This window comes from Streptomyces gottesmaniae (assembly GCF_031845845.1).
Taxonomy (GTDB): domain Bacteria; phylum Actinomycetota; class Actinomycetes; order Streptomycetales; family Streptomycetaceae; genus Streptomyces; species Streptomyces akebiae.
Genome location: NZ_JAVRFJ010000036.1, coordinates 53590 through 79774, shown reverse-complemented (window position 1 = coordinate 79774; position 26185 = coordinate 53590). Strand labels below are relative to the sequence as shown.

Annotated in this window: 22 protein-coding genes; 12 read left to right on the top strand and 10 right to left on the bottom strand. The window is 71.9% G+C overall.

The window, feature by feature from the left end; all coding sequences use genetic code 11:
- Nucleotides 1-55: 55 nt before the first annotated feature.
- On the top strand, nt 56-424 hold the full coding sequence (locus RM704_RS33145; protein WP_033525903.1) for a DUF952 domain-containing protein: 369 nt from the start codon (nt 56-58) through the stop codon (nt 422-424).
- A gap of 62 nt (nt 425-486) precedes the next feature.
- Here the strand turns inward: RM704_RS33145 and RM704_RS33140 are convergent, their stop codons facing one another.
- Nucleotides 487-3825: an FAD-binding and (Fe-S)-binding domain-containing protein gene (locus RM704_RS33140; protein ID WP_311591719.1), complete on the bottom strand. Its 3339-nt coding sequence runs from the start codon at nt 3823-3825 to the stop codon at nt 487-489.
- Nucleotides 3826-4096: 271 nt separating this feature from the next.
- Here RM704_RS33140 and RM704_RS33135 point away from each other — a divergent pair, with 271 nt between their 5' ends.
- The 5 genes from RM704_RS33135 to serC all read left to right on the top strand — a co-directional run bounded on the left by RM704_RS33135 (nt 4097) and on the right by serC (nt 10143).
- A complete protein-coding gene (locus RM704_RS33135) occupies nt 4097-6700 on the top strand; it encodes an ATP-binding protein (protein ID WP_037657537.1) in 2604 nt (867 codons plus the stop codon).
- Nucleotides 6697-7185 carry a roadblock/LC7 domain-containing protein gene (locus RM704_RS33130; protein WP_052145897.1) on the top strand — a complete coding sequence of 163 codons (489 nt, stop codon included), beginning with the start codon at nt 6697-6699 and terminating at the stop codon, nt 7183-7185. The genes RM704_RS33135 and RM704_RS33130 overlap by 4 nt, the downstream gene beginning before the upstream one ends.
- A complete protein-coding gene (locus RM704_RS33125) occupies nt 7182-7529 on the top strand; it encodes a DUF742 domain-containing protein (protein WP_033525904.1) in 348 nt (115 codons plus the stop codon). The genes RM704_RS33130 and RM704_RS33125 overlap by 4 nt, the downstream gene beginning before the upstream one ends.
- Nucleotides 7510-8778 (top strand): cytochrome P450, encoded by a 1269-nt coding sequence (locus RM704_RS33120; protein ID WP_033525905.1) that lies wholly within the window; start codon nt 7510-7512, stop codon nt 8776-8778. The genes RM704_RS33125 and RM704_RS33120 overlap by 20 nt, the downstream gene beginning before the upstream one ends.
- Nucleotides 8779-9024: 246 nt before the next feature.
- Complete coding sequence (serC, locus tag RM704_RS33115; protein ID WP_033525906.1) at nt 9025-10143, top strand: phosphoserine transaminase; 1119 nt, start codon at nt 9025-9027, stop codon at nt 10141-10143.
- A gap of 87 nt (nt 10144-10230) precedes the next feature.
- Here the strand turns inward: serC and RM704_RS33110 are convergent, their stop codons facing one another.
- The 4 genes from RM704_RS33110 to RM704_RS33095 all read right to left on the bottom strand — a co-directional run bounded on the left by RM704_RS33110 (nt 10231) and on the right by RM704_RS33095 (nt 15674).
- On the bottom strand, nt 10231-11853 hold the full coding sequence (locus RM704_RS33110) for an alpha/beta hydrolase (RefSeq protein WP_033526043.1): 1623 nt from the start codon (nt 11851-11853) through the stop codon (nt 10231-10233).
- A gap of 225 nt (nt 11854-12078) precedes the next feature.
- Nucleotides 12079-13650, bottom strand: coding sequence for a cellulase family glycosylhydrolase (locus RM704_RS33105; protein WP_033525907.1), 1572 nt, complete (start codon nt 13648-13650; stop codon nt 12079-12081).
- A gap of 165 nt (nt 13651-13815) precedes the next feature.
- Nucleotides 13816-14595: an ABC transporter permease gene (locus RM704_RS33100; RefSeq protein WP_052145909.1), complete on the bottom strand. Its 780-nt coding sequence runs from the start codon at nt 14593-14595 to the stop codon at nt 13816-13818.
- A gap of 98 nt (nt 14596-14693) precedes the next feature.
- Nucleotides 14694-15674, bottom strand: coding sequence for a daunorubicin resistance protein DrrA family ABC transporter ATP-binding protein (locus RM704_RS33095; RefSeq protein WP_033525908.1), 981 nt, complete (start codon nt 15672-15674; stop codon nt 14694-14696).
- Between the two features lie 90 nt (nt 15675-15764).
- Here RM704_RS33095 and RM704_RS33090 point away from each other — a divergent pair, with 90 nt between their 5' ends.
- Nucleotides 15765-16616 (top strand): TetR/AcrR family transcriptional regulator, encoded by an 852-nt coding sequence (locus tag RM704_RS33090; protein ID WP_033525909.1) that lies wholly within the window; start codon nt 15765-15767, stop codon nt 16614-16616.
- Nucleotides 16617-16625: 9 nt separating this feature from the next.
- On the opposite strand, the gene RM704_RS33085 is transcribed toward RM704_RS33090, so the two are convergent.
- Nucleotides 16626-17675, bottom strand: coding sequence for a membrane protein (locus RM704_RS33085; RefSeq protein ID WP_033525910.1), 1050 nt, complete (start codon nt 17673-17675; stop codon nt 16626-16628).
- Nucleotides 17676-17826: 151 nt separating this feature from the next.
- On the opposite strand from RM704_RS33085, the gene RM704_RS33080 reads away from it, so the two are divergent.
- From RM704_RS33080 to RM704_RS33070, 3 genes are all read left to right on the top strand, one after another.
- Nucleotides 17827-18510 carry a GDSL-type esterase/lipase family protein gene (locus tag RM704_RS33080; protein WP_033526045.1) on the top strand — a complete coding sequence of 228 codons (684 nt, stop codon included), beginning with the start codon at nt 17827-17829 and terminating at the stop codon, nt 18508-18510.
- A gap of 99 nt (nt 18511-18609) precedes the next feature.
- Entirely contained in the window at nt 18610-19200 is a 591-nt protein-coding gene (locus tag RM704_RS33075) for a Uma2 family endonuclease (RefSeq protein WP_033525911.1), read from the top strand.
- Nucleotides 19201-19310: 110 nt separating this feature from the next.
- The gene (locus RM704_RS33070) at nt 19311-20612 is read left to right on the top strand and encodes an MFS transporter (protein ID WP_033525912.1); all 1302 of its coding nucleotides are present in this window, start codon (nt 19311-19313) and stop codon (nt 20610-20612) included.
- A 97-nt stretch (nt 20613-20709) separates the two neighbouring features.
- On the opposite strand, the gene RM704_RS33065 is transcribed toward RM704_RS33070, so the two are convergent.
- Complete coding sequence (locus RM704_RS33065; protein WP_033525913.1) at nt 20710-21642, bottom strand: nuclear transport factor 2 family protein; 933 nt, start codon at nt 21640-21642, stop codon at nt 20710-20712.
- 129 nt (nt 21643-21771) lie between these two features.
- Between RM704_RS33065 and RM704_RS33060 the strand changes: the two genes are divergently transcribed.
- Nucleotides 21772-22764 carry an aldo/keto reductase gene (locus RM704_RS33060; protein ID WP_033525914.1) on the top strand — a complete coding sequence of 331 codons (993 nt, stop codon included), beginning with the start codon at nt 21772-21774 and terminating at the stop codon, nt 22762-22764.
- Between the two features lie 229 nt (nt 22765-22993).
- Here the strand turns inward: RM704_RS33060 and thpR are convergent, their stop codons facing one another.
- From thpR to RM704_RS33045, 3 genes are all read right to left on the bottom strand, one after another.
- Nucleotides 22994-23566 (bottom strand): RNA 2',3'-cyclic phosphodiesterase, encoded by a 573-nt coding sequence (gene thpR / locus RM704_RS33055; protein WP_033526046.1) that lies wholly within the window; start codon nt 23564-23566, stop codon nt 22994-22996.
- A gap of 37 nt (nt 23567-23603) precedes the next feature.
- A complete protein-coding gene (locus tag RM704_RS33050; RefSeq protein WP_052145898.1) occupies nt 23604-24926 on the bottom strand; it encodes an MFS transporter in 1323 nt (440 codons plus the stop codon).
- Nucleotides 24927-25391: 465 nt separating this feature from the next.
- On the bottom strand, nt 25392-25829 hold the full coding sequence (locus tag RM704_RS33045; protein ID WP_033525915.1) for a MarR family winged helix-turn-helix transcriptional regulator: 438 nt from the start codon (nt 25827-25829) through the stop codon (nt 25392-25394).
- A 164-nt stretch (nt 25830-25993) separates the two neighbouring features.
- Here RM704_RS33045 and RM704_RS33040 point away from each other — a divergent pair, with 164 nt between their 5' ends.
- On the top strand, nt 25994-26176 hold the full coding sequence (locus tag RM704_RS33040; RefSeq protein ID WP_033525916.1) for a ribbon-helix-helix protein, CopG family: 183 nt from the start codon (nt 25994-25996) through the stop codon (nt 26174-26176).
- The last annotated feature ends 9 nt before the right edge of the window (nt 26177-26185 follow it).

The window sequence follows — 26185 nt, the reverse complement described above, 5'->3', positions numbered from 1 at the left end:
CCGTCGCGCTCGACGGCCACGGAGGGCGGATCGGGCGCTGCTGTATAACCGGCCTGTGATCTACCACGTCGTATCCCTGGCCGCCTGGAACGCCCGACCCGACCAGCCGTACGCCCCCGCCTCGCTCCCGGAGGACGGTTTCGTGCACTGTTCGCCGGACGAGGCGACGACCCTGGCCGTCGTCAACGCCTTCTACCGGGACGTGTCCGAGCCGCTGCACGTGCTCGTCCTCGACGAGGCACGGCTGACCGCGCGGGTGGAGTTCGAGGCCGCGGCTCCCGCTCCGCCGCCGGGTGTCGGCGAGGACGTCCGATTCCCCCATGTGTTCGGGCCCCTCGACCGCGATGCCCTCGTGCGGATCCTGGAGATCCGCTGGGACGGGGACGGCCGCGCGGTGGGGCTGGCGGAGACCCAGGGCTCCTAGGGACGCGGGCTAGGAGCCCTCTACGTCCCCTACCCCCTACGCCCCCGTGCGTCGGCGCCGGTTCACGGGTCCCGATCGCCGCCCCCCACCCGCTGCTCCACGCGCTGCTCCACCCGCTCCTCTGCCGCTGCCAGGCCCTCCGCCAGCACCTCCGCCAGGTGCAACCCCCGCCTTCCCGCCAGCTGCTCCAGCTGGGTCCGGCAGGAGAAGCCGTCCGCCAGGACGAGCGCGTCGTCGGGCGCGTCCCGGACCGCCGGGAGGAGTTGCTCCTCGGCGCAGGCCACGGAGACGTCGTAGTGGCCCTTCTCGAAGCCGAAGTTGCCGGCCAGACCGCAGCAGCCGCCGCTGAGGGCGCCGGTGAGGCCGGCGGCGGCGCGGAGGCGGCGGTCAGGGGCGTCGCCCAGTACCGCGTGCTGGTGGCAGTGGGTCTGGCCGACGACCGGGCGGTCGACGGCGGGTGGGGTCCAGTGCGGGGCATGGCGTTCGAGCGCCTCCGCGAAGGTGATGACCGAGGCGGCGAGCTTGTGTGCCCGGGGGTCGTCGGGGAGGAGTTCGGGCAGGTCGGAGCGGAGCGTCGCCGCACAGCTCGGTTCGAGGACGACGACGGGGAGGGGAGGCGGGGCGAGGTCCGGGTCCTCGTCCAGCAGCCGTTGCGGGATCGGGCTCAGGAAGACGTCGAGGATGTCGAGCGTGCGGCGCAGCACCGCGCGGGCCCGGTCGAGCTGGCCCGTCGAGATGTACGTCAGCCCGCAGCAGACCCGGCCCGTCCGCATCGCGAACAGAGTCCGGGTGAGGCGCGGTTGGGTGAGGGCGACCTCCTCGCCTGCCTCGGCCCGGAGCGCCCACGACGGCTTCCGCTTCATCCACAGCGTCGGCGGCACGATCACATGGAGCCCGGCCGCCTCCAGCACCTTCAGCGCCGCCTGCCCGACGGACGGCGAGAGGTACTCCGTGAAGGTGTCCGTCCACAGGAGCACGGTCGTGGGCGACTCGTGGTCCCCACCCTCGCGGTCCTCGTCCTCGCCGTCGGCCTCGACATCCGCCTCGAAGTCCACGTCGGCGCCCGTCTCGGCGAGCGCCTCGGCCGGTTCCGCCGGGCCGAGGGGACGGCCCCGGACGTCCCACTCCCGCTGCTGCCGGAAGCCCGAACCGCCGAACAGACCCTCGACGGCCGCCTCCTCCCCCACCTCCGGGAACCCGGCCTCCTCCGCGGCCGCCTCCTCCCGCCGCGCCTCCTCCTTCAGCATCCGGTGGTACCACCGCGTGAACGGCACCCTCGCCGGCCGGGGCAGCTCCCGCTCCTCCGCGATCCCGCCCAGCCGTCTGGCGAGCGCGGCCAAGGGGCGTACCCCGGCGAGGAAGCCGACGAGTCCGGCCGTGCGCGTACGGGCCACCAGGCGGAGCCACAGCGGCAGCCACCCCATCGCGTAGTGGGCGGCCGGGCGGCGGCGCCCCGCGTAGTGGTGGTGGAGGAACTCCGCCTTGTACGTGGCCATGTCGACGCCGACCGGGCAGTCCGAGCGGCAGCCCTTGCAGGAGAGGCAGAGGTCGAGGGCGTCCCGCACCTCGGGTGAGCGCCAGCCGTCGGTGACGACCTCGCCGGCCAGCATCTCGTGCAGCAGACGGGCCCGGCCCCGGGTGGAGTGCTCCTCCTCCCCGGTGGCGCGGTAGGAGGGGCACATGACGGCTCCGGAGGCCGGACCCACCTCGGTCGTACGGCACTTCGCGACGCCCACGCAGCGTCGTACCGCCGCGGAGAAGTCACCGCCGTCGCCCGGGTACGCGAACTCCACCGGCACGGGCGTGCGCGGGAGGACCGCGAAGCGGAGGTTGGTGTCCAGGGGTGCGGGGCGGACGAGCATGCCGGGGTTCAGGAGGTCGTCGGGGTCCCAGACGCCCTTCACCTGCTCGAAGAGCCGGACCATCTCGGTGCCGTACATCGTCGGCAGGAGTTCCGCGCGGGCCTGGCCGTCGCCGTGTTCGCCGGAGAGGGAGCCGCCGTGCGAGGTGACCAGTTCGGCCAGTTCCTCGGAGAAGCGGCGGAAGCGGCCGATGCCCTTCGGGGTCAGGAGGTCGAAGTCGATGCGGACGTGGATGCAGCCGTCGCCGAAGTGGCCGTAGGGCGTGCCGCGCAGGTCGTGGGCGCGCAGCAGGCCCCGGAAGTCGCGCAGGTACGCGCCCAGTCGGGCCGGCGGCACCGCGCAGTCCTCCCAGCCCGGCCACGCCTCGCTCCCGTCCGGCATCCGGGTGGCCGTACCGCTCGCGTCCTCCCGGATGCGCCAGAGCGCGCGCTGCGCGGCGGGGTCCGTGACCACGAGCGCGTCGGTGGCCTCGGCCGCGCGGACCAGGACGTCGGCGCGGGCCCGTGCCTCGGCGGGGGTGTCACCCCCCGCCTCCACGAACAGCCAGGCCCCGCCCGGCGGGAGGCCTCCGCTCACCCCCGGCGGGACGAGGTCCGCCGCCATGCCCTCCACCGTCAGCGGGCCTAGGGGCAGCAGGCCGGGGGCCGCCTCGGCCGCCGCGCTCTCGTCGGCGTACGCCAGGACGGCGAGGGCACGCGCGCGGGGCGCCTCGACGAGCCGTACGACCGCTTCCGTGAGCACTCCGAGCGTGCCCTCGGAGCCGCAGAAGGAGCGGGCCACGTCCGCGCCGTTCTCCGGGAGGAGGGCGTCCAGGGCGTACCCGGAGATCCGGCGGGGGAGGTCGGGGAAGCCGGTGCGCAGGCGCGCCAACTCCCGATCCACCAGCGGGCGCAGGCCCTCCGGGGCGCCGGACCAGCCCTGGGCCAGTCTCCGTACCTCTCCGCTTCCGCCGATCACCGACAGCTCGCGCACGCTGTCCGCCGTGGTGCCCCAGGCGACCGAGTGCGAGCCGCAGGAGTTGTTGCCGATCATGCCGCCGAGGGTGCAGCGGCTGTGGGTGGAGGGGTCGGGGCCGAAGCGGAGGCCGTGCGGGGCGGCGGCCTCCTGGAGGCGGTCCAGGACCAGGCCGGGCTGGACGACCGCCGTGCGCGCCTCGGGGTCCAGGGAGACCAGCCGGTTCAGGTGACGGGTGAAATCCAGGACGACGCCCGTGCCCGTGGCCTGCCCGGCGATCGACGTGCCACCGCCGCGCGCGACGACCGGGACGCCGTGGTCGCGGCAGACGGACAGGACGGCCGCCACGTCGTCCGCGTCCCGGGGCGCGACCACGCCCAGCGGCACCCGCCGGTAGTTGGACGCGTCCATCGTCGTCAGGGCGCGTGCGGTCGCGTCGAACGCGGTCTCGCCGCGCACGCCCGCCGCCCGCAGCGCGGCCGACAGCGCGGCCCGCGACTCCGCCGCGTCCGCGTCCGCGTCACCTGCCGCCTGCCGCGCGCGCACGGCACCGCGGCGGCCCGTCGTGCCCCCGATCTCCGTCATGCGTTCCAGGATGCACCCGACCACTGACAGTGACGACGTGCGACCCCCAGGGTGATCGTCCGGTCCGTGGACAGGCGGCGCGCCGCTCACCGGGCACGTTGGCCGGATTACGTGGAGCTAACCGGAAACCGGCCAACCGCCGTCACGAACTCCCATATAGTGACGCCCAATTGAGCACCAGACGTCGCTTCTCGTTCAGGGACCGACCGAGTTACCGACTCCAGGAACCGACTGCGTTACCGGGTTCAGAACCGACCGAGGACACCCGCCGATGACCGCGCCCAGCCCCCCACGCCCGCCGGGCGAACGCCCCGCCCTGCGCTCAGTCCTTCCGTTACCGCTGGTGACCGCCGTGCTCTCCGCGACCGCCGTCGGCGCGGTCGTCGCGCCGGCGCCGCCGGACGCACGGATACCCCTCGCGGCCGGCGCGGGCGCGGCCGCGCTGCTGCTGACGCTGGTCGTCGCGGTCGCCGTGCACGCGCGCGTGTCGGTGCGGCTGCTGCGCCGGCGGCTGGACGCGGTCGCCCGGGACACGGGTCTGCTGCTCCAGGAACGGGCCAGAACGGCCGAGGAGCACGCCCAGGAACGCGGTCGGCTGACCGAGGAGTTCGTCCAGGAACGGGCCAGGATCGCGACCGAGTTCGCACGGGAACGGGTGCGGCTGGCCACGGAGGCCGAGCGTGAGCGCGAGCGGCTGTCCGACGAGCGGGACCGTACGGCGGAGGAGACCACGCAGGAGCGGTCCCTGCTGGCCGAGCGCGCCGAGCGGGCCGAGAGCGACCGCGCCGCCCTCCTCGCCGTGACGGCCAACGTGGCCGGCCGGATGCAGGCCCTCGCCACCGGCACCCTCGCCGATCTGCGGGCCATGGAGGAACGTCACGCCGACGAGGACGTCCTCGCCGACCTGCTCCACCTCGACCACCGCACCGCCCAGGCGGGCCGGCTCGCCGACTCCGTCGCCGTCCTCGCGGGCGCCCGCTCGGGCCGCCGCTGGGCACGGCCCATCCCCATGGAGTCGATCCTGCGGGGCGCGATGGGCCGGATCGGCGCCTACCGCCGGGTGCGGCTGCACTCCTCCAGCGAGGCCGCCGTCGCCGGTCACGCCGCCGAGGGCGTCATGCACGCGCTCGCCGAACTCCTCGACAACGCGGCCAACTTCTCGCCGCCGACCGCCGAGGTCCATGTGTACGTCGAGGAGGTCCCGGCCGGCGCGATCATCTCCGTGGAGGACTCCGGGCTGGTCATGAGCGACATCCAGCTCCGCCGGGCCGAACGCGCCGTGTCGGGCGAGGTGGCCGACCTCGCGAGCCTCTCCGGCACGCGTCTCGGCCTCGCGGTCGTCGGCCGCCTCGCCCGCAAGCACGGGCTGAAGATCTCCTTCCGGCCGTCCGCGCGCGGCGGCACAGGCGTCCTGATGCTCATCCCGCAGGACGTCCTGGCGAGCACGATCCCCACGACCACCTCTCCCGCGTCGACGTCCTTCCCGGGGGCCGCGCCCGTCCAGCCGCCGCCGTACGCGGGCGTACGCGCCCCGCACGACCTGGACTCCGAGCCGACGCCCAGGCACGAGTTCCCGCCGGAGGCTCCCGCCCCGCCGGCCGCCGACCCCGTGGCCGACGCCCTGATCGACTCCCTGTCCGGCTTCCGGCGAACGCCTTCGGCTCCGCCGACGGGCACGACGGCCGACGCGCCGACGGGCTCTCCCGCGTACGGCACGCCCTACACCTCGTCGTTCAGCTCCGAATTCGGCTCCGGCGGCCCGACGTTCGACACCACCCACGCCGACGGGTACGCCTACGCGCCCGGCCCGCACCTCGACGCCGGGGCCGAAGCTCCGGCCACCCCCGACGAGGCCGCCGCCAGGACCGCCGCCGACACCACCGCCCCCGCCCCTTCCGACGCCCTCCCCCGGCGTCGGCGCGGCCGGTCCCTCGCGGAGGCGGAGGCACGCACCAGGGCGCAGGCCGCCGACGTCGAGGCCCGTCCGGAGCGCGTCTCCCGGCCCGCCGAGGACGCCGGCACCGGCGCGGTCCGCTTCAGCAGCTTCCGCCGCGCGGTGCGGGGCACGGGCGGGCTGGACCAGGCGTTCGTCCAGGGGACGGCCACGGGGGACGACGACTCCACAGGGATGCGGGGCCCGTCGACGTCACCGGACCAGGCCGCCGCCGTGGACCGGCACACGCACCCGGGCGCCGCCGTGGACCGGTACGTGCCCCCGGCCGGGCCTCCCGCACCGGAGGCACCGGAGGCCGCCCTGGAACCCGTACGGGACGCCGCTGCGCCCGCCGAGGCCGTACCGCAGCCCGAGTTGGAGCCCGTACGGGAGCCGCAGTGGGGGGCCGTAGGGGGAACCGCGTGGGAACCCGGACCGGAACCGGAGGCCGAACCCGTGGGGAAGCCGGCCTGGGCGCCCGGGCCCGTGCCGGAGGCCGGATGGGAGCCCGAGCCCGCGCGAGGGCTCGCGTGGCAGCCGGAGGCCGCGAAGCAGGCCGCGTGGGAGGCGGAGGCCGCCGCCGAACTTCCGTGGGCACCCGACCCCGCGGGTGAGGCGAAGTGGGAGCTCGACCCGGTACGGGAACCGGCCTGGGAGCCCGTACGGGACACCCGCCCCACGCCGGACGAGGACACCGCCCCCACCCCTGACCCGGCGCCCTTCCCCTCCTACGTGGACCCGGCCACGGACCCCTCCGGGTACGCGCAGCCGGCCCCGTACACGGATCCGGCCCCGGAGGCGTACGCGCAGCCCACCCCCGACCCCGACCCGTACGGGACGTCCGACCCGTACGCGGATCCGACCCCCGGTCCGGCCGGAGAGCCGCCCCGGACCCCGGCCCCCCGCTCGCACCCCCACCTGGAAGGCGACCACACCCCATGACCGGCACCGGCTCCACCGCCGACGACAGGCTCACCTGGCTCATGGAGGGGTTGCTGGAACGCACTCCGGGCGCCCGGCACGCGCTCGTCCTCTCCCGGGACGGCCTGAAACTGTGCCGCACGCCCGAACTCTCCGTCGACCAGGCCGACCAGCTGGCCGCGATCGCCGCCGGCATCCAGTCGCTGTCCCACGGGGCGTCCATCCAGTTCGGTGACGGCAGCGGAGGCGTACGGTCGGCGATGGCGGAGTTCTACGGCGGGGTCCTGTTCATCGTGGAGGCGGGCGAGGGCGCGCATCTGGCCCTGGTGACGGACGAGGAGGCGGACGCCGGGCTCGTCGGGCACAACATGAGCGAGCTGATCGAACAGCTGGGCGAACACCTGAGCGCACGGCCCCGCCATCCGACGAGCACGGCCGCCCGTGGCACCGCGGACACGACGACGACCGTGGCCACGGCCACGGCTCTGGCGCCCCGTACGTCATGAGCCGGCCCGGCAGGGACGATCTGCCCGACCGGCTGTACACGCTCACCGGGGGCCGCAGTCGGTCCGCGCCCGGAACACCGTTCGACCTGGTGACCCTGGTCGTCGCGGAGAGCCAGCCGACACCGGGCATGCAGTCGGAACATGTGACGATCCTGCGGCTGACGGAGCGGCCGACGGCGGTGGTGGAGATCGCCGCCGAACTGCGACTGCCGGTGAGCATCACCAAGGTGCTGCTCTCCGACCTCCTCACGGCGGGCCGGGTCAGTGCCCGACATCCGAACCAGGCCACGCTGGTCGATCTGGACATTCTGGAGCAGGTGCTAGTTGGACTTCGCAACCTCTGAGAACGGCGACGGGCACTCCGTATCCGGCTCCACGCCCGCACCCGTTCCTCTCTTCGGTGCGCGTTTCCGGGCCGAACCCGCCGCCCTGTACCGGGAGTTGAGGCGGGACCACGGAGAGGTCGTGCCCGTGCTGCTGGACGGGGACGTACCGGCGTGGCTGGTGCTCGGCTACCGCGAGCTGCACCAGGTGACGAGCGATCCCGAGTTGTTCAGCCGGGACTCCGCGCTGTGGAACCAGTGGCCGCGCGTCCCGGCCGACTGGCCGCTGCTGCCCGTGATCAGCCCGGAGCAGCCGTCGGTCCTCGGCACGGTCGGCGAGCGGCACCGGCAGCGTGCCGCGCTGATCGAGGAGGCGTGGGAGGCGGTCGATCCGCTGGAACTGCGCGGTCATGTCGAGCGGTTCGCCGACGAGTTGATCGACGTGGTGTGCGGGGTGGGGGCGGCCGACCTGGTGGGGCAGTTCGCGGCGCCGCTGCCCGCGCGGGTCCTGGCGTTCCTGTTCGGCTTCCGGGAGGAGCACGCCCCCGGGCTGGTGGCGGCGCTGAACGACATCCTCGACGGCCAGGACCGGGCGATGGCGGCCGAGGAGTATCTGCGGACGGCGATGACCCGGCTGGTGGCGGAGCGCCGGCAGCGGCCCGGCGACGACGTGGTCTCGCGGCTCCTGGCGAACGCGCGTGCGTACGAGGTGACGGTGGAGGAGGTGACGCACGATGTGATGGTGATGCTGGCGGTGGGGCATCAGCCGACGGCCGACTGGATCGGCAACTCCCTGCGGCTGATGCTGACGGACGACCGTTTCGCGGCGTCGCTCTTCGGTGGGCGCAGCAGTGTGGCCGAGGCCATGAACGAGGTGTTGTGGGAGGACGCGCCCATCCAGAACGCGGCCGGGCGCTGGACCACCCGGGACACCCGGCTCGGCGGCCGTGTCCTCCGTGCGGGTGACCTGGTCCTGCTGGGCCTGCAGGGGGCCAACTCCGACCCGCGCGTCCGTACCCACGGCTCCGCCCTGACGGGTGGCAACAACGCCCACTTCTCCTTCGGCCACGGCGACCACCGGTGTCCGTTCCCGGCCCAGGAGAGCGCCGAGGTCATCGCCCGGACGGGGATCGAGGTCCTGCTGGACCGGCTCCCGGACCTGGACCTCGCGGTGCCGGCGGATGCTCTGACGCGTCGGCCGTCGCCGTGGCTGCGGGGGTTGGTGGGGTTGCCGGTGCGGTTCTCGCCGGGGGCGGCCCGCGGCGCCTGAGCGCGGGTCCGGTGGGGCTGGTCGCGCAGTTCCCCGCGCCCCTTATGGGCCTATGGCCCATTCGGGCCGAAAAGCAGAGGGCGCAGCCCCTGCTTTTCAGGGGCGCGGGGAACTGCGCGAGAAGCCCCCACCGGACCCGCACCCGCCAACGAACCCCGAACCCCCGAGCTCCTGGGCGCCCAACCCCCGTCTCACCCGACGGACGACGTTTCGCCCGCGTTTCGTGGAGCCGATAGGCTCGCGGTCGTGGCTGATATCCAGATCCCCGCTGACATCAAGCCCGCCGACGGACGTTTCGGCGCGGGCCCCTCCAAGGTGCGGACGGAGGCGCTGGACGCCCTGGCCGCGACCGGTACCTCCCTGCTCGGCACCTCCCACCGCCAGGCCCCGGTGAAGAACCTGGTCGGCCAGGTCCGCGCGGGCATCAGCGAGCTGTTCTCCCTCCCCGAGGGCTACGAGGTCATCCTCGGCAACGGCGGCTCCACGGCGTTCTGGGACGTCGCGACGCACGGTCTCATCGAGAACAAGAGCCAGCACCTGACCTTCGGCGAGTTCAGCTCGAAGTTCGCCAAGGCCGCGAAGCTCGCCCCCTGGCTCGCCGAGCCGACGGTCGTCTCCTCCGACCCCGGCACCCACCCGGAGCCGACCGCCGAGGCGGGCGTCGACGTCTACGCCTTCACCCACAACGAGACCTCCACCGGTGTCGCCGCCCCGCTGAACCGCGTGGCCGGCGCCGACGAGGGCGCCCTCGTCCTGGTCGACGCCACGTCCGGCGCCGGCGGCCTGCCCGTCGACATCGCCGAGACGGACGTCTACTACTTCGCCCCGCAGAAGTCCTTCGCCTCCGACGGCGGCCTGTGGATCGGCGTCTTCTCCCCGGCCGCCATCGAGCGCGCCGAGCGGATCCACGCCTCGGGCCGTCACGTCCCGGAGTTCTTCAGCCTCCCCACGGCGATCGACAACTCCCGCAAGAACCAGACGTACAACACCCCGGCCCTCGCCACCCTCTTCCTGCTCAACCAGCAGCTGGAGTGGATCAACGGCCAGGGCGGTCTGAGCTGGTCCACGGCCCGCACCAAGGACTCCTCGACCCGGCTGTACACCTGGGCGGAGGAGAGCAAGTACGCGAGCCCCTTCGTCACCGACCCGGCCAAGCGGTCCCAGGTCATCGGCACGATCGACTTCTCCGACGAGATCGACGCCGCCGCCGTCGCCAAGGTCCTGCGCGCCAACGGCATCGTCGACACCGAGCCCTACCGCAAGCTCGGCCGCAACCAGCTCCGCGTCGCCATGTTCCCGGCGATCGACCCGGCGGACGTCGAGGCCCTCACGAAGTGCGTCGACTACGTGATCGAGAAGCTCTGATCACACCCGTACGACAGCGAAGGGCGCCCGGTGGAAACACCGGGCGCCCTTCTCGTCACCGTACGAGGTGACGCTCGGCCGGACGGATCAGCCGCGGAAGCCGAGGATGCCGTGCAGGGTGTCACCGCTGGTGGCGGCGGTTCCCGGGGCCGTGCTCAGCGTCGACCGGGCCGACGCCTCCTGGGCGGCCGCCGGCTTCGGGTCGGGCAGCTTCTTGCAGGTGGCGTCGACCTTGCCCTTGCCGCGCGGCACCTTGCCGTTGGTGAGGTAGGTGGCCAGGTACTTGTCGAGGCAGCTGTTGCCGCTCAGCGAGATGCCGTGGTTGCCGCCGCCCTGCTCGACGACCAGGCTGGAGTTCTTGAGCAGCTTGTGGACGGTGAGACCGCCCTGGTACGGGGTGGCCGCGTCGTCCGTCGCCTGGAACAGCAGCGTCGGGGGCAGCTTGGAGTTGGCGACGTTCACCGGCTTCAGCGACTTGGTCGGCCAGAACGCGCACGGCGCGTTGTACCAGGCGTTGTTCCAGGTCATGAAGGGCGCCTTCTTGTAGACCGCCCAGTTGTCCTTCTGCCACTTCTTCCAGTCGCGCGGCCAGGACGCGTCACGGCACTGCACCGAGGTGTAGACGCTGTAGCCGTTGTCACCGGAGGAGTCGACGGCGGCGAAGTTCTGGTACGCCTCGACCAGCGGGTCGGCGTTCTTGTCGCCCACGTAGGCGGCGAACGCCTCGGCGAGGAAGGGCCAGTAGCCGTTGTAGTAGCCGCCGGGGAGGAAGGTGTCCTCCAGCTCGGAGGCGCCCACCTTCACCGAGCCGCCGACCGGCTTCTTGGCGAGGGCGGCACGCATGGCGTACCACTTCGCCTCGATCTTCTTCGGGTCGGTGCCCAGCTTGTACGTGGCGTTGTTCTTGGCGACCCACGTCATGAACGCCTTGTGGCGCTTGTCGAAGGCGTAGTCCTGGTCGAGGTTGTCCTCGTACCAGACACCGGTCGGGTCCACGATCGAGTCGAGCACCAGGCGCCGGACGCGCTCGGGGTAGAGCTTGGCGTAGACGGCGCCGAGGTAGGTGCCGTACGAGTAGCCGAAGTAGTTGATCTTCTTCGCGCCGAGGGCCTTGCGGATCGAGTCCAGGTCCTTCACGGCGCTGATCGTGTTGATGTAGGGCAGGACGTCCTTGTGCTTCGTGCCGCAGGCCTTGGCGAAGTCCTTGGCCCGCTTGAGGTTGGCCTTCTCTATCGCGGCCGTGCTGGGCACGGAGTCCGGGCGCACCGGGTTGAAGTAACCGGGCTTGCAGTTCAGGGCGGGCTTGCTGGCGCCGACGCCGCGCGGGTCGAAGCCGATGACGTCGTACTGGGCCGCGACCTTCTTCGGCAGCGACGAGGCGACGTATCCGGCCAGCGTCAGACCGCTGCCGCCGGGGCCGCCCGGGTTGACCAGCAGCGGGCCCTGGTACGTCTTCGAGGTGTGCGGCACGCGGGACAGCGCCAGCGTGATCTTCTTCCCGCTGGGCTTCGCGTAGTCGAGCGGCACCTTCACCGACGCGCACTGCAGCGTCGGGTAGTCGTCCGTGGCGCACTTCTTCCAGGCGACCTTCGCGGCGGCGGCCTGGACGGTGTTCGCGGCGGACGACCCGCTCGCGTTGGCGGGCACGGCGCTGATGGTCCCGGCCAGGACGACGCCGGCGCCGCACAGCACGGCTGCGCTTCTTCTCATGGAGTTCTCTCGCAACGGGTGAGGGGGGTTCACGGGCCGCGGGTACGCGGCCCGTGCGGCATGGTTCCCGAAGATCACACCCCGCAAGAACTCATTCGACCAAGACTTGACCGAATTGAGTCATTGCTTACTCTCAAATACCTCACAGAAAGGGGCAGTTGCTCAGATCCGGGACACGCCCCTCACATGACGGGGCCTTCGGGACGCGCTCCCGGAACGCCCCCCTCACGACGCCGTGCAGCTCACGCTCGGCACACCCCCGCCCCCGGGCGCGCCCCCGAAGCCGAGGCTCGCCGAACCGCCCGCCGCGAGTGCCCCGTTGTGGGCCGCGTTGGTCGCGGTGACCGTCGCCCCGCTCTGGGTGTACGAGGCGTTCCACATGTTCGTCACCCGCTGGGAGCCGGGCCAGCTCCAGGTCACCTTCCACGAACCGATCGCGGTCGTACCGGTGTTGGTGACCTTCACCTCGGCGTTGAAGCCGCTGCCCCAGTCGCTGCTGACGGTGTAGGCGGCGGCGCAGGCGGGCGTCCCGCCGCCCGGGTCGCCGGGATCCTCCGGGTCACCGGGGTCGGTGCCACCGCCCGGCGGGAAGCCCGGTGCCTTGATGCTCGTCAGGTAGCCGTCCTTGACCGTGTCCACCGTCTGCCAGTCGTCCTTCAGGATGCCGCCCGTGTCACCGGAGTTGGGGTTCCAGGACCAGAAGGTCCAGTGGAAGGAGTCCGAGCCGTGGGCGGAGGTCGAGCGCAGATACGTCACCAGGGCCGCCAGCCAGCGCTGGTCGATCGTGGACTGCAGCGTCGTACCGAACTCGCCGACCCACACCGGCGCGATGTTCTGCTTGAAGATGTAGCCCCAGTACTTGTCCCAGATGCCCGGCATGTTGGCCGGGAAGGACGGGTCACTGAACCAGCTCTGCTGGGCGACGCTCGTGGCGTAGTCGTGGGCCGAGTACACCACCCGGTTCGGCACGTCCAGTTGTACGGGGTACTGGGCCACGCCCATCAGGTTGCCGCCCCACCAGCCCGAGACCCCGTCGAACGTCTGGACGCCCTCGACGAGGATCAGCAGCTCGGGGTTGACGGACAGGACCGCGTTCCCGGCGCGCTGGGCGGCCAGCCGCCAGTCCCTGGCCGTGTCGCCGCAGCCCCAGCAGGCGGGATCGTGGGGCTCGTTGTGCAGGTCGATGCCGACGACCGTCGGGTTGCCCTTGTAGCGGGTGGCCAGGGCCTTGAGGTTGGTGATCCATGTCGTCTCGGGGACGGCCGAGGTGTACCAGAGGGCCGACTGGCCCGCCGCGTCCGGACGGTGCCGGTCCAGGATGATCTTCAGGCCGGTTTGACCGGCGTACGCGACGATCTTGTCCAGCACCTGGAGCGAGGTCAGGCCCTGGAGGTCGGCGTTCTTGCCGTCGGAGTGGTTGACGCTGTCCGGCATGGTGCCGGGCTTGAGGATGTCGTCGCTGTAGGGCATGCGGATGGTGTTGTAGCCCAGCGACTTCATCTGGTCGATCATGCTCTTGTAGTCGCGGGCCCACAGGCCGTGGGTGACGTGGTTGGCGGTCTCGAAACCGAACCAGTTGACGCCGGCGATACGGACGGGCTGCCCGCTCGCGTCCAGGATCTGCCGGCCGCTGGTGCGCCAGTACCCGGCACCGGCCTCGGCCGCGGCGGCCTTCTCGGCCGAACCTGCCGAACCTGCCGAACCGGCCGCCGCGTGGGCGCCGCCGGTCAGGGGCAGCGCGAGCACGGCGGCGACCGCGCACAGGGCGCCCAGGGTTCTCCGTAAGCTGCGGAACATATCGCTGCTTCCTCCTCGGGAGGCGCGGGGCCGGAACAGGATGGGAGCGCTCCCATCACCCGCACCTCCCATGGAAGACAGGTCACATGGACACGTCAAGGCGTCCGGCGCCACCTGGTACACCGGACGCCCCGCGCGGCTTGTCGTCTTGTGGTCCGCCGAACGTCACCGGCTCAGCTTCTGGAACCTCCGCACCGCCAGCGGCAGGAAGACCAGCGTCAGCACCACCGGCCACACGCCGGCCATCAGCAGCGCGTTCTCCTCGATCCAGGAGTCACCGCCGCCGACCGGAGTGCCGAACAGGTCGCGGGTGGCGGCGGCCGTGGAGGAGATCGGGTTCCAGGCGGCGATCCAGCCCAGCCAGTCGGGCATCAGCTGCGGCGCGACGAAGATGCTGGAGATCATGGTCAGCGGGAAGGCGACCGCGAAGAGACCGCCCGCCGCCTCCGGGTTGGGAACCAGCAGGCCCAGCCAGACGCCGATCCAGATGAGCGCGAAGCGGAGCCAGAGCAGCAGACCGAACGCGGCCAGGAAGCCCAGCCCTGCGTCCGGCCGCCAGCCCATCGCGAGGGCCGTCAGCATCATGATGGCCAACTCGGCGCAGGCGACGAGGAGATCGGTCACTCCCCGCCCCGCGACGACCGCCGACGGCGCCATCGGCATGGAGCGGAACCGGTCGATGACACCCTTGGTGGAGTCGTAGACCACGAGGGTCGCCGTGTTGATGAACCCGAAGGCCATCGTCATCACGAACATCCCCGGCATCAGGAAGTCCCGGTAGTCCCCGCCGCCGGGCACCTGCATGGCACTGCCGAAGACATAGCCGTAGAGGAGGACGGAGAGGATCGGGAAGCCCAACTGCCAGGCGATGTTCACCGGTTGGCGCCGGTAGTGGGTGAGGCCGCGGCGGACGATGTTCCAGACGTCGGACAACACCCAGTACATGCGGCCGCGCGCGTTCGACACCTCAAGGTCGACGGCGCTCGTGACGACGGTACTCGCGGCCACGGTCTTCGGATCGACTGTCTTCGGATCGACGGCGGTCATGCGGCGGCCCCCTTGTCGTTCTCGTCGGTCTTCTCCGTGCGGTGGCCCGTCAGCCGCAGGAACACGTCGTCCAGGCTGGGCCTGCGCAGGCCGATGTCCTCGACCCGCACGCCCTCGTCCTGGAGGGTGCGGGCCACCTCGGTGAGGGCCGAGACGCGGTCGGCCACGGGCGCGTGAACACGCAACTCCGCCTCGTCCGACTCCGGTTCGCCGTCCGAGACCCGGGCGACGACCTTCACCGCGCGCGGGATGTCGGCGCGCTCGGCGACGACGACCTCGATACGGTCGCCGCCGACCGTGCTCTTCAGCCCGTCCGGGGTGTCGTCCGCGATGGCCCGCCCCTGGTCGATGACGGTGATGCGCGAGGCGAGCCTGTCGGCCTCCTCCAGATACTGCGTGGTGAGCAGCACGGTCGTACCGCCGGCCACCAACGCCCGCACGGAATCCCAGACTTCACCCCGGCTGCGCGGATCGAGGCCGGTCGTCGGCTCGTCGAGGAAGAGGACGGACGGGGCGAGGATCATCGACGCGGCGAGGTCGAGCCGACGCCGCATACCGCCGCTGTACTTGCCGACGCCCCGGTCGGCGGCGTCGGTGAGGTCGAACCGGTCGAGCAGCTCGACCGCGCGCAGCTTCGCCCGCTTCCCGCCGAGGTGGAACAGCCGGCCGAACATCTCCAGGTTCTGCCGACCGGTCAGCACCTCGTCCACGGCGGCGTACTGACCCGTGAGGCCGATACGGGCCCGCACCTCGCGCGGGTGCCGCGCCACGTCGAGGCCGGCCACCGTCGCCCGGCCGCCGTCCAGGCGCAGCAGCGTGGAGAGGATGCGTACCGCGGTGGTCTTGCCCGCACCGTTCGGGCCGAGAAGGCCGTGCACCGAGCCCTCGCGGACCGTGAGGTCGAAGCCGTCGAGCGCGCGTTTCTCCCCGTACCGCTTCTCCAGACCCTCCGCCCGGACCGCGTATCCGTCACCCATGAGTCCCCCTTCCGAAAAGAACTGGGTACACCGTACCCGATTACGCGTACGACGTACCCAGTTTTTTCGCGAGGACCTAGACTCGGCCCCATGACAAGGGGCAAGAGCGGTACGGCGGCCGGTACGGCGGGCAGCGCCGCGGGCGGTACGGAGACCAGCGGGAGCGGCGACATCGTCCGCACCCAGCAACTGCTCTGGGACACCGGCCCGCGCCCCAGTCGCGGCCCGAAGCCGGGGCTCACCCTGGACCGGATCGTGGAGGCGGCCGTCCAGGTCGCCGACGCGGAAGGGCTGCACGCCCTCTCGATGCGCCGGGTCGCCACCGAACTCGGCACCGGGACCATGTCCCTGTACCGCTACCTCCCCGGCAAGGCCGAACTGCTGGACCTGATGCTCGACCGCGTCCAGCGGCCCTCCGAGAATCCCGCCGACCTCGGCGACGGCGGCTGGCGCTCGGCCCTGGAGGCCATGGGCCGCGCCACCCTTGCCCTCTACCGCCGCCACCCCTGGCTCCTCCAGGTCAACCAGTCCCGCCCGGTCCTCGGGCCGAGCGCGCTCGACGGCATGGAGAAGGTGCTCTCCCGCATCAAGTCCATGGGGCTGACCGACCCCGAACTGATCTCCGCCGTCATCGCCGTGGACGGTTATGTCGTCGGCGCCGCCCGCACCCAGCTCTACGCGCAGGAGGCGGAACTCCGCACCGGCCTCACCGACGTGGAGTTCTGGCAGGCCCAGGCGCCCGTCCTCGAAGAGCTCATGCTCTCCGGCCGCTACCCCGTCCTCGCCGGCCTCTCCGAGGACGCCTTCGGCACGGACTTCGACCACTTCGAGTTCGGACTGCAGCGCATCCTGGACGGACTGGAGGTGTTCGTGACCCGCCGCCGCGAGGGCGGGGAGGCCGGAGGCGAAGAGGCCGGAACCAGGGACCCCGCAGACGGGTAGGCGGGCGGCTCAGGCCGACGGGCGGCGCAGCAGCCGCCGGAAGCCCCAGACGACGACGACCGCGCCGGCCACGCCGAGCGCGCCGACCTTGAAGGTCGAGCTGGTGCCCTCGCCGTCGGCCTCGGCCGCGCCGGAGCCGCCCCCGTCGGAGGAGGACGAGCCGGAGCCACCGCTCCCGGAGCCGCCGCCGGGCACGTCCCGTGCGACGACCGAGCTGCCGGACCCCTCGCTGCCGTACATGACCTTCGAGCCGTCGGTGCGGAAGGTCACCGACTCCCCCTGCCGCTGCAGGGGCACGCTCAGCCGCTCGACCTTCTCGATCTTGCCGCCGTTCCAGTCGTAGAGGATGCCGCCGAAGTACGCCCGCAGGGCGAGCTGCTTGCCGTCCGGCGAGAACGCGCCGTCCGTGACCTCCAGGTCGGGGACGGACGCGACCTTCTTGAACACGTTGGTGCCGGAGGCGGACAGCTCCGCGGGGCCCTCGTACAGCGACCCGCCCGCCTCGTTCTTGTCGGCGATGTAGACCCGCCCGGTCTTCGGATGCACCATCAGCGCCTCCGCGTCCCGCGCCCCGTCCTCGTACTTCACGACGTACTGCGTGGCCTTGAGCGTCTGGTCCTTCAGCTCCTTCGGCTCCGGCAGCTCGTAGATCCACACGTACGCCCAGGTGCCGCCGAGGTTGTCGCCGATGTCGCCGACGTAGAGCTTGTCGCCGGGGCCCATCGAGATCGCCTCGACGTCCCTCGGGGTGCCCACGCCCGTCAGCGTGACCGTGGCGACCGTCTCGCCCGTCCCGCTGTCGACGGCGTAGAGGAACGCCCCGTCGTCGCTGTCGTTGTGGGTCCAGTAGACCCCCGGGTGCTGACGCGAGGCGGCGAGACCGCTCGACTCGGTGATCCGCGGGTCCTGCATCGTGAAGCCGTCGTCGGCGGCGACCGCGGGCGCGGCCGGGAGAGCGGCGAGCAGGATCGCGGCGAGACCGGCGAGGCCGGTACGGGCCGCGCGGAACCTGCGGAACCGGCGGAGGGGGTGAGGGCGGTTGAGGGGGCGACGGCGCATGGGCCCAAGCCTGCCATCTCGCTCCGCCGAGTGGAGTGGGGGAGCGCCGTGCGCGGTGGGGCGGCTGGGCGAGGCCCACGTGGCGGGGTTCACAGAGCTCTTCTCCGTCGAGAGGTCGTACCCGCCGGTAGCGATCGTTCATGATGAGCGGATGCTCAGGTTCATGCCCGTAGGCGACTCCATGACGATCGGCAGCGCGGGCGAACACACATGGCGCTACCGGCTCTGGCAGCACCTGCGCACGGCGTACGACGGCCCCTTCGCGATCGTCGGGCCGCGCGAGACGCTCTACGACAAGGCGACGGACGCCCCGACGTCGTACGAGTACGCCGACACCGACCCGTGCTTCCCCCGCGCCCACCTCGCGGGCTGGGGCGAGGGGTGGCTCCACATGGCCCCGCTGATCGCCGACGCGGTCCGCAGGCACCGGGCCGACGTCCTCCTGGTCTCCCTCGGCCTCATCGACCTGGGCTTCTACACCAACGCCGAGCAGACCGCCGAGAACGCCCGCCGCTTCGTCGAGGCCGCCCGCGAGGCCGCCCCGCACATCCGCATGGTCCTCCTGCCGGTCACCCCCAACGTCCGCGCCGAGTCCGACGCCCCCTTCGCCGCCCAGGTCGCCCGCTTCAACGAACTCCTCGCCAAGACGGCCGCCGACCTCGACGAACCCCGCTCCCCGCTCCTGCTGGCGTCCCCGCCCCCGTCGTACGACATCCACCGGGACACCTACGACGGCACCCACCCCAACGCCTCCGGCGAGCACAAGATCGCGGCGGCCTTCGCGAACGCGATGCACGAGGCGTGGGGGCTCGGAGGCCCGTACGAGCAGGCGTAGCCTCCGTACCCCTTTCATCCGTCGTGTCCTCGTCACCGTGCGTATCGTTGTACCGCGCGGCCGTCCTCGTTCGAGGGGCGGCCGGGGAGGAGCGCCACGATGACCGTCCTTGAAGACAGGATCGCGATGGCCGAGAGCGACAACACGCGCCAGCTCGACGAGATGTTCGAGCGGCTCGAGAAGATGCCCGTCCCCGAGGGATACAAGGTCGAGATCGTCGAGGGGACCATCTACATGTCGCCGCAGCGGGACATCCACTGGCAGACGATTCGCAAGATCATCTGGGCGTTGGAGGATCACTTCGGGCGGGAGACGACGGTGTTCTCGGACGTCCGAATCGACTTCCCCGGCCGCCAGAACGGGCTCGCCCCGGACGTGGCCAAGTTGCGCGACGACGCCGAGAAGGGCCCAGAGGGCCGCTGGCGCCACGAGGACGTCGACTTCATCGCCGAGGTCATCTCCCAGGACACCGCCAGGAACGACTACGGCCCCAAGAAGACCGCGTACGCACTCGCCGAGGTCCCCGTCTATCTGATCGCCGACCCCTACGTGGGCAAGTGCCGGCTGTTCACCCAGCCCAAGGACGGCGACTACGTCAGTGACCTGTCCATCACCTACGGCGGCGACGTCGACATGACCACCACCCTCCTCGGCCTGGTCCTGCCGACCGCCGACTTCCCCCGAGGCTGACGCCGCCGCACACGGCCACCCGGCCCGGGCGATCCCCACTTGATCGGCGGCCCCCCGCCCACTTGGATGTCCCGGTCGGACGCGGCGGCGACGGATGCGGGGCGGGGCGAATGACACGGGGCGGCGGTGGGCTGGGGCGGGAGTTCCGGTGGCTGTGGGCGGCGTACGCGGTCAGCGCGTTCGGGACCCGGCTGTCGTTCGACGCGCTGCCCCTGATCGCGGTGCTGGTCCTGCACGTCGGCCCCACGGAGGTCTCCGCGCTGGCGGCCACCGGTCTGGCGGTGGGCGCGGCCGTGGCCGTACCGCTCGGCCCCTGGGTGGAGTTCCGCCCCAAGCGCCCGGTGATGATCACGATGGACCTGGTCCGCTGCGCGACCCTGCTGTCCGTCCCCGTCGCCTACGCCCTGGACCTGCTCACCTTCCCTCAACTCCTCCTGGTCTCCGCGGTCGTCGCCGTGGCCGACATCACCTTCACCGCGGCGAGCGGTGCCTGTCTGAAGTTCCTGGTCCCCCCGGAGCACCTCGTGTCCGCCAACGGCCGCTTCGAGGCGACGACCTGGACGACGACCATGCTCGGCCCGCCCCTCGGCGGCGCCGCGATGGGCCTCTTCGGCCCGGTCGTCACCGTGCTCATCGACGCCGGCAGCTACCTCCTGTCGGCAGCGGGCATCCGGGCGATCGGCGGCAAGGAGCCCCGGCCGACCCGACCGGACCCGACCACGAAACCGGCCGCGGGCAGCACTCCCCGGTTCCGCGCCGGGGATCTCCTCGACGGCTGGCGGTACATCCTCCGCGACCGTGCCCTGCGTCCCCTCTTCCTCAACTCCGTCCTGGTCAACGCCCTGATCATGGCGCCGGCGCCGCTGCTGGTCATCCTGATGGTGGGCCAACTCGGCTTCGCGCCCTGGCAGTACGGCCTCGCCTTCGCCGTCCCGTGCGTCGGCGGCCTGATCGGTTCCCGTCTCTCCGGCCCTCTCGTCGCCCGTTACGGCCAGGACAGGGTCGTCCGGGTCGCCGGAACCCTGCGGGCGTGCTGGCCGCTCGGGCTGGCCTTCATCGGCGCGGGCCCGGCCGGCCTCGTCCTCGTCATGGTCGTCGAGTTCGGCCTGATCATCTGCATCGGCGTCTTCAACCCCGTACTGGCCACGCGGCGCCTCACCCGGACCCCGCCGGACCGCGTCGCCCGCACCCTCACCGCCTGGTCCGTCACCGGCAAGCTCACCACAGCCGCCATGACGGCCCTCTGGGGCCTCCTCGCCGCCGTCACCACTCCGCGCACCGCGATCGCCACAGCCGGCCTGCTCCTCCTGACGACCCCCCTGCTCCTCCTCACCCCCCGCCGCCGTCCCGAGCCGCCCCTCGCCCCCGCCCCGAACGACGACCAGGACCCACAGCCCCTCGCGACGAACTGACGCCCACAGCCCCTCGCGAAGTACCGACACCGACCGTGGCCACGCACGAAGGCCCGGCGTCATGGCCGCCGGGCCCACGAAGGAAACGGTGTGACGGTCAGAACATCGTGTTGTCGTTCGCCGACGTCTCCGGCACGTCCTGGAGCGCGTCCCAGTGTTCGACGATCTTGCCGTTCCGCACCCGGAACAGGTCGACGACGGCCTGGCCGCGTTCGCCCGGGGCGTTGACGTAGTGGCTGTGGACGGCGACGAGGTCGCCCTCGGCGACGACGCGCTTGCGTGTGACGGTGAGGGAGGGGAACTGCTGGAAGTAGCCGCCCAGGCCGGCCCTGACCCCGGCCACGCCGTCGGGGATGTTCGGATTGTGCTGGTGGTACTCGGGGCCCCAGTACCGGTCGAGCGCCGAGAGGTCCTTGCGCACCAGCAGCCGGTCGAAGGCCTTGGTCACCAGCTTCTCGTTGAAGGAGGTCAGCCAGGCCGGCCCCGGCACGGCGGTGCGCGGACGGCTGACGGTGGAGAACATGTCGTTGCCGTTGGCGGAGGACTCCGGCACCTCCTGCCCCACGTCCCAGTGCTCCGCGATCAGCCCGCCCTGGAACCGGAAGATGTCGAAGACGGCGGAGCCCCGGCTGCCGGGCGTGAGCACGACGTTGGAGTGGACGAGGACGAGGTCGCCCTGGGAGATGACCCGCTTGATGTCGTAGGCGGCGTCCGGGAACTGCTGCCCCACGGCCGCCGCGAGCCCCTTCAGCGTCTCGGCCCCGTCCGGCGCGAAGGGATTGTGCTGGATGTAGTCCGGCCGCACGTAACGGTCGACGACCGCCGTGTCCCCGTCCTCGAACACCCCCTTCAGCACCCGTACGGCCACGGACTTCTGCTGGGCGAGCCGCGCGGCGTCCCCGTGCGGGGCCCGCTCCGCGACGGCGGCGGGCGGGGCCGCGGCGGCCGGTACGACGGCGAGGGTCGACGTCAGCGCGACGGCCGCGAGGACGGCGACGAGCGTGCGTCGGGCAGGCGTGGTGGGGGTCACGATGCTCCCATCTGGAGGCTCATCTTGAAAGTTCAAGCGTTTGCTTACGAAAGGAAAGCACTAACCTTCAGTTAGCGCAAGGTCCTTCCGCTTGCCTAGAGCGCACTCCACCGCCTTGGCTGGACGGTCATGAGGTACACACAACTCGGACGCACGGGACTCAAGGTCAGCCGACTGGTCCTCGGCACGATGAACTTCGGTCCGCAGACGGACGAAGCGGACAGCCACGCGATCATGGACGCGGCGCTGGACGCCGGAGTCAACTTCTTCGACACCGCGAACGTGTACGGCTGGGGCGAGAACAAGGGCCGCACCGAGAGCATCATCGGCAACTGGTTCGCGAAGGGCGGCGACCGCCGCGACAAGGTCGTCCTCGCGACCAAGGTGTACGGCAACATGGCGGCCTCGGCCGACGCCTGGCCCAACCACGACAAGCTCTCCGCGCTGAACATCCGGCGGGCCGTGGACGCCAGCCTCAAGCGCCTGCGCACGGACCACATCGACGTCTACCAGTTCCACCACATCGACCGGGCCACGCCCTTCGAGGAGATCTGGCAGGCCGTCGACGTGCTCGTGCGGCAGGGCAAGATCCTGTACGCCGGCTCGTCCAACTTCCCCGGCTACAAGATCGCCCAGGCCAACGAGATCGCCGCCCGCCGGGGCGGCACCATCGGCCTCGTCAGCGAACAGTGCCTCTACAACCTCGCCGAGCGCCGCGCCGAGATGGAGGTCATCCCGGCCGCGCAGGAGTACGGCCTCGGCGTCATCCCCTGGTCGCCGCTGCACGGCGGGCTGCTCGGCGGCGTCATCAGGAAGGAGGCCGAGGGCGGTCGCCGCTCCTCCGGCCGCGCCGCCGACGCCCTCGCGGACAGCGGCGTACGCGCCCAGGTCCAGGCGTACGAGGACCTGCTCGACAAGCACGGCGTCGAACCGGGCGAGGCCGCCCTCGCCTGGCTCCTCACCCGCCCCGGCGTCACCGGCCCGATCGTCGGCCCCCGGACGGCCCAGCAGCTCGACTCCGCGATCCGCGCGTCCGAGCTGACCCTGAGCGAGGAGCTCCTGAGCGCCCTGGACGAGATCTTCCCGGGCCCGGGGCCGTCCCCGGAGGCCTTCGCCTGGTGACCGCCGGCCGCCCCTGCCCTTGAGGGGCGCGGGGAACTGCGCGACCAGGCCGCACCGGGACGCGCGTCAGTCAAGGTCCGCAGTTCCCCGACGGCGCCGGAGCGCGGCGGTCACTTACCGAGCGCCGCCGCCACAGCCACCACGGCGAACATCAGCGCGAGCACACCGGCCATGATCCGGTTACGGGTCTTCGGGTCCACCCCCCGAGCCTAACCGGCGGCCCGAACGGTCATCCGGCCGCCCCGAGCCCCCACCGCGCCACCGCCTCGTACCGCGGCTGCTCCCCCGCCACCCCGGACGTCGGCAGATCGCTGCGCACCAACGCCAGCTCGGACACCGTCCACGGACTCCCGGCGAAGGCGTCGAGCACGGCGACGTGCGGCCGTACGTCGAGATCCACCCGGCTGCGGGCCACGGTCAGATGGGGCGTGTACCGGCGATGCTCCCCCATCGGCACCCCGGCCTTCCGCGCGGCCGCCTCCGCCCGGTCGGCCAGCATCCGCAGCGCGCCGACGTCCCCCTCGGCCCCCGCCCACAGCGCCCGCCCGTGCCCGAACCGGCCGCCGCCGCGCACCGCCAGCCGGAACGGCTCGCTCCGGCCCGCGGCACGCTCCAGCCGCCGCGACAGCTCCGGGACGACGTCCTCCTCGACCTCCCCGTAGAAGGCGAGCGTGAAGTGCCAGCCGGGCGGCCCGGTCCACCGCAACCGGTCCGCACCGGGCAGCCGTTTCAACTCCCCGACCACCAGGCCGAGTTCGTCGACCACCTCATCGGGCGGCAACACCGCGGCGAACAGCCGCACGGTACTCGTCGTACGCATGAGTGCCACCCTTCCAGCCCTAGGCGGCGCTCGTCACGGACACCGTCTGCTCCTCGGGCCTTTCTCCAGCCTGCTCCGCGTGGTCCGCGGCGGCTCGCCGGGCGGGCACGAAGCGGACGCGTGGGTGCCCGCGCCTCCACGCCACCGACAGCCGCATCCCCCCGGCCCTGACGAGGACCAGCGTGACGACGACCGTGGCGACCGTGGCGACGACACCGCCGGCGACGAAGCCGAGCCGGGCGCCGTACGCGTCGGTGACCCAGCCGGCGATCGGCGCGCCCAGCGGCGTACCGCCGAGGAAGACCATCATGTAGAGGGCCATGACGCGGCCGCGCATCGCGGGGTCGGTGTTCATCTGGAGGGCCGTGTTGGCGGTGACGTTCACCGTCAGGCCGAACATCCCTATCGGGACCATCAGCAGGGCGAAGATCCAGTACGCGGGTGCCAGCGCCGCCACGATCTCCAGCAGCCCGAAGGCGAGCGCCCCACCGAGCAGCACGCGCAGCCTGGCGGTGCCCCGGCGGGCCGCGAGCAGGGCGCCGGCGACGGAGCCGACCGCCATCAGCGTGTTGAAGAGGCTGTACGCGCCGGCGTCCGCGTGGAACACGTCGTCCGCGTAGGCCGAGAGCCAGACGGGGAAGTTGAAGCCGAAGGTGCCGATGAAGCCCACGAGGACGATGGGCCACAGCAGTTCGGGGCGTCCGGCCACATAGCGCAGGCCCTCGCGGAGCTGGCCCTTGGCGCGGGGGGCGCGGCGGACGGGATGCAGGTCGCGGGTCCGCATCAGCAGCAGGCCGATGATGGGGGCGACGAAGGAGAGGCCGTTGTAGAGGAAGGCCCAGCCCGTGCCGACGGTGGTGATCAGCACACCGGCGACGGCGGGGCCGACGAGACGGGCCGACTGGAAGTTCGCCGAGTTGAGGCTGACCGCGTTCTGCAGCTGGTCCGGCCCGACCATCTCGGACACGAACGACTGCCGGGCCGGGTTGTCGACGACCGTGGCCATACCCACGGCGAAGGCGGCCACGTACACGTGCCACACCTGTACCTGGTCCGAGAGCGTCAGCGCGGCCAGCGCCAGCCCCGTCACCGCCATCGACGTCTGCGTCACGAACAGCAGGCGCCGCTTGGGGAACCGGTCGACGAGCACGCCGCCGTACAGCCCGAACAGCAGCATCGGCAGGAACTGGAGCGCCATCGTCACACCGACGGCCGTCGACGACCCCGTCAGGCTCAGCACCAGCCAGTCCTGCGCGATGCGCTGCATCCACGTGCCGATGTTCGACACGACCTGCCCGACGAAGAACAGCCGGTAGTTCCGCACCCGCAACGACCGGAACATGGAGGCCCGCGAGGCCTCGACCGCGCCGGCCGGGGAACCGCCGGGCTCGGAGCCATGCGCCACCGGGTGGCGAGCGGGCGGGATGGTGGGCGTGGTGGGCGCGGTAGGTGAGCCGGAGTTCCCCGGTGTTTCGCTCTTGTGCACCTGGCCGGTGGTATCCGGCGGGGCCTCCGGTACGGCGGGGGTGGGCCGGGGCTCGTGGGTGGGCGGGGGTGCGGGGACGGAAGGTGTTCCGGGGCCCGTACTCAAAGGGGCTCGCCTCCTTGCGTGAAACGCGTGTACGTCGTGGGGTTGCGTGAGCCTCACCGCTCCTGTTCTGTCTGCTGGCTTTCGGGTCGGCCCATGCCCGACCCCGGACGGCGCACGGGCTGTATGCCGGGGCGCACCGGCGGCTGCACCGGCGCGCCGCCCACGAAGGCGGCGCATCCGACGGCCGGTCCCGGGATCAGACGGCCGGTCCCGGGATCAGAGGTGCGCGAGCTTCTCCAGCACCGGCGCGGCGGTCCGGAGCGCGGCCCACTCCTCCTCGCCGAGTCCCTCGACCAGGGACGTGAGGAAGGCGTTGCGCTTGCGCCGGCTCTCCTCCAACATCGCCTCGGCCCGCTCGGTCTGGGTGACCACCTTCTGCCGCCGGTCCTCGGGGTGCGGCTCCAGCTTCACCAGCCCCTTGCTCTCCAGCAGGGCGACGATCCGGGTCATCGACGGCGGCTGCACATGCTCCTTGCGGGCCAGCTCACCGGGGGTGGCCGTACCGCAACGGGCGAGCGTGCCGAGCACCGACATCTCGGTCGGGCTCAGCGACTCGTCGACCCGCTGGTGCTTGAGCCGACGGGACAGGCGCATCACGGCGGAGCGGAGGGCGTTCACAGCGGCCTCGTCGTCGCCATGGTTCAGGTCAGGCATGTTCTTTAGCCTAACTCATTACTCTCCCTAAAGACCACTGAAACTCCACAGCCGTGCCCGTGAGCCCCGCCACTCACGCCGATCCACGCCCCGGATCACTCATATGAGTGACTAGTACGCAGAACATGACACGACCGGCCAGAGCGCACCTGACCCTCGTACACATGGGGACCACTGTGCTCAGCCTGCGGATAGACGAGGAGCTGCTCGAACGGCTCCGGACCCACGCGGCGAAAAGGGGAATGAGCGTCCAGGACTACGTGATCGGGACGCTCATTCGGGACGACTTCGACGAGCGGTTCCAGACCGCCGTCGACGAGACGGAGAAGTTCTACGGGGTGACCTGAGGGCTGATG

Coding starts and splice junctions, on each gene's coding strand:
- RM704_RS33140 (WP_311591719.1), bottom strand. CDS start 3,825: ATGACGGAGATCGGGGGCACGACGGGCCGCCGCGGTGCCGTGCGCGCG.
- RM704_RS33135 (WP_037657537.1), top strand. CDS start 4,097: ATGACCGCGCCCAGCCCCCCACGCCCGCCGGGCGAACGCCCCGCCCTG.
- RM704_RS33130 (WP_052145897.1), top strand. CDS start 6,697: ATGACCGGCACCGGCTCCACCGCCGACGACAGGCTCACCTGGCTCATG.
- RM704_RS33125 (WP_033525904.1), top strand. CDS start 7,182: ATGAGCCGGCCCGGCAGGGACGATCTGCCCGACCGGCTGTACACGCTC.
- RM704_RS33110 (WP_033526043.1), bottom strand. CDS start 11,853: ATGAGAAGAAGCGCAGCCGTGCTGTGCGGCGCCGGCGTCGTCCTGGCC.
- RM704_RS33105 (WP_033525907.1), bottom strand. CDS start 13,650: ATGTTCCGCAGCTTACGGAGAACCCTGGGCGCCCTGTGCGCGGTCGCC.
- RM704_RS33100 (WP_052145909.1), bottom strand. CDS start 14,595: ATGTACTGGGTGTTGTCCGACGTCTGGAACATCGTCCGCCGCGGCCTC.
- RM704_RS33095 (WP_033525908.1), bottom strand. CDS start 15,674: ATGGGTGACGGATACGCGGTCCGGGCGGAGGGTCTGGAGAAGCGGTAC.
- RM704_RS33090 (WP_033525909.1), top strand. CDS start 15,765: ATGACAAGGGGCAAGAGCGGTACGGCGGCCGGTACGGCGGGCAGCGCC.
- RM704_RS33085 (WP_033525910.1), bottom strand. CDS start 17,675: ATGCGCCGTCGCCCCCTCAACCGCCCTCACCCCCTCCGCCGGTTCCGC.
- RM704_RS33080 (WP_033526045.1), top strand. CDS start 17,827: ATGCTCAGGTTCATGCCCGTAGGCGACTCCATGACGATCGGCAGCGCG.
- RM704_RS33075 (WP_033525911.1), top strand. CDS start 18,610: ATGACCGTCCTTGAAGACAGGATCGCGATGGCCGAGAGCGACAACACG.
- RM704_RS33070 (WP_033525912.1), top strand. CDS start 19,311: ATGACACGGGGCGGCGGTGGGCTGGGGCGGGAGTTCCGGTGGCTGTGG.
- RM704_RS33060 (WP_033525914.1), top strand. CDS start 21,772: ATGAGGTACACACAACTCGGACGCACGGGACTCAAGGTCAGCCGACTG.
- RM704_RS33050 (WP_052145898.1), bottom strand. CDS start 24,926: ATGTTCCGGTCGTTGCGGGTGCGGAACTACCGGCTGTTCTTCGTCGGG.
- RM704_RS33045 (WP_033525915.1), bottom strand. CDS start 25,829: ATGCCTGACCTGAACCATGGCGACGACGAGGCCGCTGTGAACGCCCTC.
- RM704_RS33040 (WP_033525916.1), top strand. CDS start 25,994: ATGGGGACCACTGTGCTCAGCCTGCGGATAGACGAGGAGCTGCTCGAA.